The sequence below is a fragment of the Actinomadura sp. KC216 genome, assembly GCF_004348535.1.
Lineage (GTDB): Bacteria > Actinomycetota > Actinomycetes > Streptosporangiales > Streptosporangiaceae > Spirillospora.
Genome location: NZ_SMJX01000287.1, coordinates 1 through 10563 on the forward strand (window position 1 = coordinate 1; position 10563 = coordinate 10563).

A 10563-nucleotide genomic window follows, 5' to 3' on the forward strand; every position below is an offset into this window, starting at 1 on the left:
CACACAACGGACGTCGTTCCGGGGCCGACAGATCAACGCAGAGACACTCCGAGGGAGGATCAGTCATAGCACGGGTCAGGCCACCGGAACGACGCCCACAGTTATGATCATGGACTGAGTGTCGTAGGAATCAGCGACCGAACCGACCGAGGCCATGACGCCCACGTCCGCCAGCCGGCTGGCATACCGGAAACTGGTGTACTGGCAGCCCCTGTCGCTGTGATGGATCAGGCCGCCGGTCTGCGGCCGTCGGTCTCGGCGGCGTTGCCACAGCGCCATCTCCAGGCATCCAACGGCAGATCGGTACGCAGGTGATCGGCCAGCTGCCAGCCCACGATCCTCCGGGAGAAGGCGTCCAGCACGAACGCCACGTACACCCAGCCCTCCCAGGTGCGCACGTAGGTGATGTCGGCCAGCCACAGCCGGTCCGGCCGGTCGGCGACAAAGCGGCGGTTGACCAGGTCCGGTGGCCGCGGCGCGGTCTCATCGGGTGTGGTGGTGCGCCGGTGGCTGCCGCGCCGCACACCTTCCAGGCCATGCTCGCGCATCAGCCGCTCCACCGTGCACCGCGCCACCGGCACGCCCTGGCGGCGCAATTGCCGGTGAACACGCCGGGAGCCGTAGACCCCGTAGTTGGCCTGGTGGACCTCCTTGATCTGCTCGATCAAGACCGCATCACGCTGGGCCCGGGCCGAGGGTGGGCGGCGTTTACGGCCGTAGTAGGTTCCCGGGCACAGGTTCAGCACCCTGCACACCGGCTCGACCCCGAAGCGGCCGCGAAGGTGGTCGATCACCGCGACTACTTCGTCCGGGGCTGGCCGAGCTCGGCGGCGAAAAACGTACTGGCGGCCTTCAATATCTCGTTGGCCCGCTTGAGTTCGTTGTTCTCCTTGCGCAGCCGCTTGAGTTCCTCGCGTTCAGCGCTGCTGAGCTGCTCGGGCCGCTTACCGGCATCGGCTTGGGCCTGACGCACCCAGGTCCGCAGCGCCTCGCGGTGGATACCCAGATCGGCAGCGATCTGCGCGATCGGCCGATCCGACTCCAGAGCCAGCCGCACAGCCCGCTCACGAAGCTCCAGGGGGTACTTGCGTGGTGCCGACATCGACGGTCATTCTCCTCCCTGCCAGTCAAGATCATGACTGGCTTGAAGGACTTCACCAAACCCGGTACGGCTCACACCTGCCCTGGGATCCTCGGTGTCATCGCGCAGCACGGCGGCCAGGTCCGCCAGCAGCGGGGCGGGGCGGGTCCAGGTGCGCGGGTCGCTGGTGATGCCCGCTCGGGCGTACACCTCAACGATCGCCCGGTCCAACGCCGCCTTGCCGGCCGGGTCTAGCGGCTCGTCCAGCAGCACGCCGATCAGGGTGTGCAGGAACAGCGCTCGGCGGGTGAACGCGTCGGTCCCGGCGTTGGAGGCGGGCAGGCCGAACGGATTGAGCCGCACGCCGGGAGAGCCGAGCGAGATGTAGGAACCGCCGACAGCGCCGCACAGGCGGGCGTATTCGTCTTCGGGGTCGATGACGGCGACCTGTACTCCGGCGTACAGCGACCGCAGTACCTCCAGCTTGGTCAGGTATGACTTGCCGGCGCCGGAGCGGGCCAGCACGACGGAGTTGTGGTTGTCCAGGCCCCACCGGTCCCACAGCACCAGGCTGGAGGAGGCGGTGTTGATCCCGTACAGCACGGTCGTGTCGGTGACCGGGGCGTCCAGATCGGGGGAGCTGAACGGGAAACTGGCCGCGAGCGCTTGGGTGTCGAAGGTGCGGCGCATGCGCAGACCGTCGACCCCGATCGGGAGGGTGGTGGTCAGCCCCTGCAGCGGGCGGAAGGTGGCCGGTGCGGCGTCCAGCAGCAGTGAGGACGCCAGCGCCCGCACCTGCGAGCATTCGGCCTCCAACGCCTCTTGGTCGGGGGCGTGCACGGTGAAGTACAGGCCGACCCGAAACAGCTTTGTCTGCCCGCGGGCCAGCGCGGCGGTCAAGCCCCGCGCGTCCTCGGCCGCCGCTGTGGCCTGGAAGTCCTCCAGACGGCCGTGTTCGGCATCGGAGTGGGCCGAGGACTCCAGCCGGGCGAGTTGGCGGCGTAGCCGATCGGCGGCCTCCGTCGGCGGGGTCGGCTCGATGTGCACCGCGACCTCGACCCGGCCCGGGTAGGTCAGCAGCGGCTCCAACCATCCGGGGCCGACCTCGGCGGGGTACCCGGTGATCGCGAACGACGCGCAGACGCCTTCGGACAGGGTCAGGGTGCGCGTGCCGACTTCGATCGCGTCCGGTCCCACTGTGCCCGGGCCCGTTTGCAGGCGTGTACCGGTGCCGTGACGCAAATGCGAGCGTGCGGTTTTCAGCAGAGTCATCCCAATCCTCCGGTGGATGTGATCGTTTCGGGGGGTGCCGCCCGCTGATCCGTTGCCGCGGCCGGGGTGGTGTGCCAGGGGTTGCAGCAGGCGGCCAGCACCGCGGTGGCGTGATCGCCGGGCAACACGCGGACGGTGATGCCTGCGGCGGCCAGAGCACGCACGGCTTCGTCGGCGCGGCGCAGCACCCGTTGTGCGGCCCCGTCACCGGCACGGCCATGGTGCGGTTCGCGCAGCACGATCAGCACTTGGCGGCGCAGCAGGTCCCGGCGCCGTGCCAGGTCGGCCAGGAAATCGGCGTGCTCGATCGCCGCCTGTTCCAGCTCCGGGTGGGCCAGCGTGGGCGCGTGGTCGCGCAACCCGGAGATCAGCGGGACGAGGTCGACGTCCTGCGCGCGGACCACAATTTGCGCCGGGCCCGACAGCGAGTTCAGCCAGCGTCCGAACACCCCCACCAGCGCGGCCTGTTCCTGCGGCGTGCGCAACGCGAAACTCACCGTGCTGGCCTGGCACACCACCGCCGCGCCCTCGGCGTCCAGATCGATCACACCGTCGGCGGAGATCGCGGCTGCGGGCAGCCGCAGCGGAGCGGGCAGCGGCTGCTGCTTCTGCTGCGCCCAGGCGGGCGGCGCGGCGACCCCTTCGGGGGCCAGTACTAGGCGGCGCGGGGAGCGGGCGTGCCGGATCGCGGCCAGCAGCAGGCGATCCAGCCCCACCCCGTCACGGCGGCCCAGCGCCAGCACGGCGGCCGCCGCTCCGAACGGGAACGCCGCCGCGGCGAACACCGGCAACGGAACCAGGGTTCGGGTGGCGGTGAAGGCCAGCCACAGCACCGCACTGGTCGCGGCCAGGATGGCTACCTGGCGGGCGGTCAGGCCGGCCAGGATCTTGTCGGGGGTTTCCACATCGGCGGGGATTCGGACGCTGTGCTCGTCGGGCGGCATGACTGGTCACCTCCGTCAGCTGGGCCGTTTCCACGGGCGGTGCGGGTCGGGCTGATAGGGAGCCTGAGGCGGCGGACGCGTCGGCTGGGGTGGCGGCGCGCGCCAGTCCCCGGCGTGCGGAGGTGTCCAGGTGGTCTCCGGGCGGCCCCAGCGCTGCTGCTCACCGACGCTGTCGGGCGCCGGACGCCCGTCGTGCACGCGCTCGTGCCAGGCCGGATCGGGCGGCATCCACCGCCCATGCGCCGGTCCCCACCGTGGCTGCGCCATCTCTCCCGGCCCCGCAGGAGGCGGCGTTTTCGGCCCCGTGGGAAGCGTCGGAACCGACGGGCCCGTGAAGCGCCCCGCAGGCGGGGGCGGAGGAGGCGTTCTGCCCGCGCTGCCACGGGCCCCGGCGAGTCGTCCGAGCAGCCCGCGGAACAGGAAGAACGAAACGATCATTTTCGCCGTCCGGGTGATCGGGCTGCGGCTGATCAAGCCGCCCTGCCAGATCAGGCGGGAGATCCAGGAGGGGATGCGTACCAGCACGTACAGCAGGCAGATCGTCGTCCATAGGTCCACCTGGTCACCGGGGGTGCGAAAGCCCAAGATGGTGACCATGTCGGTGGTGAGCACCACCCGCATCGCGGCGATGAACACCAGCGCCTGGGCGACCTGGATGGCCAGCACGCCGAAAAAGCAGCGCCACCACAGCTTGGCCAGCCCCTCGGCCTGCGGCAGCGCGTGACACGCAAGCGCCAGCGGAGCGGCGGCGATCAGCACGATGGTGAGCATGACCCGCGTGATGTAGATCAGCAGCAGGATCACACCCAGCGACACCGCCCAGATCGTCACCAGCACGATGAAGATCCCCACGTCCCCGGGATTGAGCGAGTGCACGATGATCTTCTGGAGCTGATCGGCCGTCTGCTGCGGATCAACCCCCTGACCTAGCAGCGCCGCCGACAACGCGTTGGCGAACTCGATCGACTGCCCGATCAGGATCAGGCTGGTGTTGGAAGCCACCATGCCGACCACCAGGCGAGGCGCGACGTCCTTGACCGCGTAGGAGCTCTGCAGGGTCTGGCGGCCCATCAAGGTCAGCCCACCGACCAGCACCAGCAGCACATAACAGGAGTTGGCCACCACCAGCGACCCGGTCCACAGCCCCTGCACCCGGCTGGTCTGATCCAGCCGCGGAGTGACCAGAAGGGACGTGCCCAGAAACCCGAACACGGGATTGATCGCGGAGGTCACCAGGTCCTTGAACCAGTTGTTGATCGCCTCTTTGGCCTTGCACGCGACGTCGAACCATCCGCACCCGCCTGAATCCTGTTCCGGACTCGTCGGCCCGCCCGGCGAGGAACCTGGGTTGCCCGGAGCCGAGGTCGTTGGGCTGGGAGAACCGGATGTCGATGGGCTGGGGCTGGTCGGTGACGCCGACGGCGCCGGCGAGGAACTCGGTGTTGGCGGTGGTTTGGCAGCCACTGCGGCCACCGGCACGGTCGTCACGGTGGCCTGCGTGGGGACGGCGGCCACAGCCACCGCAATCAGCGCGGCAGCGCAACACCCGACGACGGCGACGCAGGCGCGCAGAGCGGTAGACATCGCCGCTCAACCGCCCACAAAGCTTTTGAGGATGGTCACCAGCACCGGTGCCATCACCGCGCCGCCGTAGCCGATCGCGGCGTACTTCAAGGTGTCTTTGGCCTTGCCCACCTCGCCCGGATCACCACCGGCCAGCAGATAGCGGATAAAGCCGACGGTCAGGAACAAGGTCGCCAGCGCCACCAGCAACCCCACCAGCCACTTGGTGATCCGGTTGATCACCGTGTTCAGATCCTGCGGCGGGGCCGCCAGCTCATCGGCGAACGCGTCCGGCGCCGCGAAAGCACCAGCAGGGCGCCGACCAGCACGGTCACGGCCAGCGCCGCCCACCGGAACATCATGGAGCGCATCCAGCCACCTCCTTGATGGATGTGGCCGGAGCCCCACAGCGATCGGGGGAGGATGCGGGCCGGGCCATCGGAGACCATCCCTCCTTCCTGCCACGGTCACGCGACCGGAGGGACGGGACCCGGTCCGCGTGGGGCGGGCGGATCGGCCGCCTGCAGGGCCCCGGCGCCCATCAGGACGCCACACCCCCGCATAGAAACCTCACAACGGGCGCGGTCGGCCGATCGGTCAGAGCGACCTATGCGAAATCTCAGCGCCGCGACCCCCGACGGCAGTACGCCGCCTATGACGCTCGGATCGGTGCGACCACCGTCGGTTTGGACCTCAGTGGGGTAGCCACACTCGCAGGGCGAATCCTCGCCGACTACCCATTGCGTGACTATTCCTCCGAGCCACCACTGCCCTGGGCGGCCGCCCAGGGCACGGGCAAAACCCTGTTCGGTGAGGATGGCAGTGCTCGGCTGATCTCCGATCTTAAGATCTTCCTTGCCGAGGTGGGTCGCCGAATGCAGGCCGCCGTGGAGCCTTATTACCCCAAGAACTCTGATGGCTCATTCCCCTGGGGCTACCTATGGGCGATCAGCATCCCTTGCGACGGCTGCGGCCGCCGCTTTCCCCTGCTGGGCAGCCTCGTTCTGCGCCAGCCAGACTTGAAGGCCAAAGACGCTGGTCAGGCACTACGCCTGGTTATCGACGGCAATGACTGGAACATCGAAGTGATCGACGGGGCCCCCGAGCAGGCGCCGACATACTCCTCCACTGACCTTGGGGACGGGAAGAAACGCAAGGGTAAGAGCGCGCGATGCCCCTTCCCGTGCGGTCATGTTCACAGCCTGGAGACCGTCAAGGCCAAAGGGCAGGCGCACGAGTACCGCGATGAGCTGATCGCAGTAGCTGACATCATCGACGGTGGAAAAAAAGTGTTCCGTGTCCTGCGTCCTGATGAGCTAAAAGCCGCCAGTAGTGTTGATCTTTCCTCCTTGGATCCGTTCGGCCCTTACAGTGCGGTTCCCGACGAATCTATTCCTGCTGGTAACGTGCATACCATTATGGCCAGTGGCTATGGCTATCGCACGTTTGGCTCCCTCATGAATGACCGACAATCGTTGCAGTTTGCCGCAACCGCAAGAGCCATCCGCGACTGCCATTCTGAAGCGCTTGCAACTGGTTGCAGCCCAGAATATGCACGGGCTTTGACTGCTTACGCGGCAGCAACACTAGTGCGTCGAATTCGTCGGGCCACACGCGGTTGCAAGATCTTTATCAGCGGCAAGTCCGATGGTACCGCACGAAGCTATATCCAAGCGGGTGATCTCTTCGCCAATGAAGCCGTAGTGATCTTCCAGTTCGACTGGCTTGAGACGGGACCAGGAGGAGGCCCGGGAACTTGGGGATCGGTGGTTGATACGGGAATCAAAGCATACGAAACTCATGTTCGTGGGGTTCGTGGGAAGCCAGCCCGATTTCGTCAAGCGAACGCCATGACCCTTCCTTACCGCGACGACAGCGTCGACGCAGTAATTACCGACCCGCCATACTACGACATGATCGAGTATGCCGACGTCTCCGATCTATTCTTCGTCTGGCTAAAGCGCATCTTGTTTGACATCGAGCCGGATCTGTTCGGCCCCAAGGCCGTACGCAGCAGGGATGGGCTACAGAACAAGGACGAAGAAATCATCGTCCGGCGGGTACACGAGCCAGGCCGCGTTCGCCACGACAAGGACTTCTACGAGGCATCTCTCGCTAAGGCATTCGGTGAATGTCGACGGGTGTTGCGCCCCGATGGCCATCTCGTCGTTGTGTTCGGTCATTCTGACCCCGACGCATGGAAGCGGTTGCTCGCGGCTCTTCATGATGCGGGTTTTGTGGTCACTAGTTCGTGGCCGAGCCGTACTGAATCTGCCATTACCAAAGTAGCGTCGATCAAGGTGACCGTGACCATCGGCTGTCGGGTTGCCCCGCCTGACCGGGAGCCAGCGACTGCTGCTCAGCTCGACAAAGAGGTCGCCGACGCAATCAAGGATCGGGTCCGGCGCTGGACCCGAGAAGGACTGACGCTGGGCGATCAGATGATGGCCGCCTACGGGCCGGCAATGGAAGTCTACGGGCGTTACTTCAAGGTGATCCAGCCCGATGGCCAGACCGCTCCCCTGGAGCGATACCTGACGTTGGCTCGCCGGTGTGTCCGTGAGGCCACCGCGCTTCGCCTGGAGCAAATTCCCATCGAGACCTTCGATGCGATTACCCGGTTCGCAGTGTTCTGGATACGCGTACACGGGCGCACTATCGTTCCCAAAGGCGAAGCCCGGTTCCTGGCGCAGGTTGACAACCTGCGCATGGAGGACGTCCGCGGTGACCTGTTGGCCGAGTCCAGCAAAGGGTTCAGACTCGTACTCGATCCGCCGGACAGAATTAGTGCCGATAGCGCCGAATTTGACGTTGCTCGCGCAATTGCGGGCGCATATGACACCGGGGGCGCCGAAGCAGCGGCCGCTGCGCTGGCCCGGTGGGAACGTCCGGCCGACGATGAGCACCTGTGGGCCGTCATCGGTGACCTGGCCGCTCAATTGCCCCCTAGCGACCGCACCGCGAAAGCATTGACTGCCGTGCAGCGTAATGCCAGCACGATCAAAAACATTGCCCGAGGAATCGCCGGCACCCTCGCTGAGGCCAGCCCCAAACGCCGCCCGACCCTGTTCGATATCGAGGAAACCTGATGATCCCCCCATTTCCGCACTGGGCCGACCTGCTTACCCTCCGCACCGAAATCACCGACGCGGCCGGCCAGATCGCCGATCTGCAGATGTCGCTGTACAGCGCGGTCTACACCGACCGTGACGTCCCCTACGCTGACCCTCGGTATTACGCCGAGATCACCGAGCCGACGGTCGGATTGGTGCAGTTTATGGGGAGCGTCGCGCGCCAGCTCGGCATCCGCGGACGTGGAGGAAAAGCACTGTTCCACCTCGACCAGGGCATGGGCGGCGGTAAGAGTCACGCCCTGGTCGGCCTACACCACCTGGCCAACGACCCCGCGGCGTTCTTGACCACTGAGCTGGGCCAGCAGGTCAAAACCGAGGCTGAGCAGGCGGGTGGCACGATTGACCTGGCCGAGGCAAGGGTGGTGGTGCTATCGGCCGACAACATGACTCCCGGAGCGACCAGCCCGGAGTTCGGCCCCGCCACCACCTTGTATGAGCGGTTCCTTTGGTCGCTGTTCCGGGGCGACAGAGACGTGTACAACCGTCATCTTGCCGAGGGGCCGAACAAGGCGGCGCTGGCCCGCGCCCTCAAGGCGGCCGGTGGGCCGGTGCTGATCCTGCTGGATGAGCTCATGGACTATGCGATGGCTCTGTCCGATGAGCGTCACCTGGCCTCCATGCCCGGCGAGAAGGCGTTCTTGAACAGCTTGATGGACGCTGTCGACGACATTGAGGGAGGGCGGGTCGCATTTGTCGTGGTGATGATCCGTTCAGACCGCGACGAACGCGGTTACCCCGTTGAGGCCGAGGACCTACGCGCCTACGTCGCCAGCCGCATCGAGCGCAACGGCATTACCGTGTCGGTTACCGAGGCCCAGGACTTTTCCGCCATCATCCGCCGTCGGCTGTTCGAACGGACAGGAAACCTGCCGACCGATGTGATCGCCTCCTCCTGGGAGGACGGCGCACAGCAGGCCTGGCGGGAACAAGTGTTCGATCGGCTCGGAGCACGCCGCGGCCTGGCCGGGCTGGCGGACCGGCTGGCCGCCAGCTACCCGTTCGCCCCAGACCTGATGGCGCTAGTGCGTGAGGACTGGTCCCGCCACGCCGGATTCCAGCGCGTCCGCTCCACCGTCGAGATCTTCTCCGCGACCGCCTATCACTGGATGCGCGAGCATGCCGCAGGTCGGTGGGCGCCCGACCTCATCGGTGTCGGAGACCTTCCGTTGGAGGTCGTGATCGAGAACATCCTGTCTTCGGGGTTGCTGCACGGAAACGAACGGGCGATCCAGGGATACCGGCAGGTCGCCGCCACCGACGTCACCACCAAGGACGGCTGCCAGGGACGCGCCCGTGAGCTGGACACGCTCCTCGCCGAACGAGAAGCTGACGCTGGACAGCCGGCGCCGGCACTGCGCATGGCGACCGCTCTGTTTTGCTACTCCCTGGTACCCCGGGCCCAGGCCAAGCGAGGCGCCACCAAACATGAACTGCTCGCCGCCATCTACGGCCCAGGAGTGGGGTTTCAGGCTGCCGAGGAAGTCTTCAACGCCCTCATCAGCGATGAGGAGGGGCTCGGTGCCCTGGAGGTAACCGACACCGCCGCTGGCCGAGGCGCGGCTCGCTACCACCTCGCTGTCGCCCAGACCCTCCGCATGTTTTACAAGCAGGCCCGCAACACCGTTCAACCAGACGAACGCGACTCCTACTTGTGGGACCGGGCCAAGTCGATCGCCCAGAACAACCCGGGGCCCTTCGACCAGATCATCACCGTGAATAGGCCAGACGTCCCCGGGACCCCACTGTCACAGGCGTTCGTCGACGTCGACCAGAACGGCAAGACCCGCCTAGTAATTCTGGACCCGCGCCGGTGGACCCTACACAACGGCCGCGATACTCCCACCCGCGCCGACGTCGCTGCCCTCCTCGGCGTCGGCGACCAGGCTCTACCCGTCGATAACGCCGCCTCCTGCGTCATCGCCTGCGTCAACACCCAGCGCCGCGACGCCGTCCGTAAACGCGCTGTTGAAGTACTCGCCTGGCGGGCCGTCATCAAGCAACTCGACCCCGACGATGACAAACGCACCGAAGCCCAGGCAGAACTCCGAACCGCGACACAACGCGTCGACGCCGACCTGCAAAAGGCGTTTCAGCACTTCGCCTACCTCACCCGGACCGATCGCATCGAGGTCGACTGGCAACGGTTCGACGACGACACCAAGACGACCCTCAAAGGCGCGCACGTGTGGGCCGCCCTCGTGGACAACGGCCGCGCGGTGTACCCCGGCAAACTCTCCGGCGACTACCTCAAGACCTTGCTGGCAAGAATGCCCCGGAACCTCACCCTCAAGGAGATCAGCCAGCAGTTCCACAAGAACCCGGCCTTCCCGTTGGTTCCCGCAGTCGACGACATCCGCCGCGCCATCTATCAGACCCTCCGTGAACCCAATCCGTACCAGGTCATCGATGCCGCAGGCGTCCCCCTGCACATCACCTCCGCCGACGAACTATCAATCGGCTCGATGGACCTCTCGCTACGCAAAGCTCCCACCTCACCGGTCGACACCCCTAGTCCTCAACCTCCCCAACCTCCCGACATCCCTGACCCACGCGACCCCGTTCCCGACCC

At 66.4% G+C, this 10563-nt stretch carries 9 protein-coding genes; 2 read left to right on the plus strand and 7 right to left on the minus strand.

The genetic code is table 11. The annotated features are described in order from the left end of the window. Positions 1-227: 227 nt before the first annotated feature. The 7 genes from E1264_RS33645 to E1264_RS46075 all read right to left on the minus strand — a co-directional run bounded on the left by E1264_RS33645 (position 228) and on the right by E1264_RS46075 (position 5231). Positions 228-794, minus strand: coding sequence for an IS3 family transposase (locus E1264_RS33645; protein WP_165964519.1), 567 nt, complete (start codon positions 792-794; stop codon positions 228-230). Positions 795-799: 5 nt separating this feature from the next. Continuing rightward, entirely contained in the window at positions 800-1102 is a 303-nt protein-coding gene (locus tag E1264_RS33650) for a transposase (RefSeq protein ID WP_132180032.1), read from the minus strand. Between the two features lie 6 nt (positions 1103-1108). Next, positions 1109-2278 (minus strand): conjugal transfer protein TraC, encoded by a 1170-nt coding sequence (locus E1264_RS33655; protein WP_132180034.1) that lies wholly within the window; start codon positions 2276-2278, stop codon positions 1109-1111. A gap of 71 nt (positions 2279-2349) precedes the next feature. Continuing rightward, entirely contained in the window at positions 2350-3297 is a 948-nt protein-coding gene (locus tag E1264_RS33660) for a PrgI family protein (RefSeq protein ID WP_132180036.1), read from the minus strand. Between the two features lie 15 nt (positions 3298-3312). Further along, positions 3313-4881, minus strand: a complete 1569-nt coding sequence (locus tag E1264_RS33665; protein WP_132180038.1) for a hypothetical protein — start codon at positions 4879-4881, stop codon at positions 3313-3315. 6 nt (positions 4882-4887) lie between these two features. Further along, positions 4888-5103, minus strand: coding sequence for a pilin (locus tag E1264_RS33670; RefSeq protein WP_243711324.1), 216 nt, complete (start codon positions 5101-5103; stop codon positions 4888-4890). A 5-nt stretch (positions 5104-5108) separates the two neighbouring features. Further along, positions 5109-5231 (minus strand): hypothetical protein, encoded by a 123-nt coding sequence (locus E1264_RS46075; RefSeq protein ID WP_279491765.1) that lies wholly within the window; start codon positions 5229-5231, stop codon positions 5109-5111. A 315-nt stretch (positions 5232-5546) separates the two neighbouring features. Between E1264_RS46075 and E1264_RS33675 the strand changes: the two genes are divergently transcribed. Both E1264_RS33675 and E1264_RS33680 read left to right on the plus strand, forming a co-directional pair. After that, the gene (locus E1264_RS33675) at positions 5547-7949 is read left to right on the plus strand and encodes a hypothetical protein (RefSeq protein WP_132180040.1); all 2403 of its coding nucleotides are present in this window, start codon (positions 5547-5549) and stop codon (positions 7947-7949) included. Next, a partial coding sequence (locus E1264_RS33680) for a DUF499 domain-containing protein (RefSeq protein ID WP_132180042.1) occupies positions 7949-10563 on the plus strand: 2615 nt, incomplete at its 3' end. The genes E1264_RS33675 and E1264_RS33680, both read left to right, overlap by 1 nt.

Excerpts from the sequence above, each read along its gene's own strand:
- E1264_RS46075 (WP_279491765.1), bottom strand. The coding sequence starts at position 5,231 with ATGCGCTCCATGATGTTCCGGTGGGCGGCGCTGGCCGTGACCGTGCTG.
- E1264_RS33660 (WP_132180036.1), bottom strand. The coding sequence starts at position 3,297 with ATGCCGCCCGACGAGCACAGCGTCCGAATCCCCGCCGATGTGGAAACC.
- E1264_RS33650 (WP_132180032.1), bottom strand. The coding sequence starts at position 1,102 with ATGTCGGCACCACGCAAGTACCCCCTGGAGCTTCGTGAGCGGGCTGTG.
- E1264_RS33665 (WP_132180038.1), bottom strand. The coding sequence starts at position 4,881 with ATGTCTACCGCTCTGCGCGCCTGCGTCGCCGTCGTCGGGTGTTGCGCT.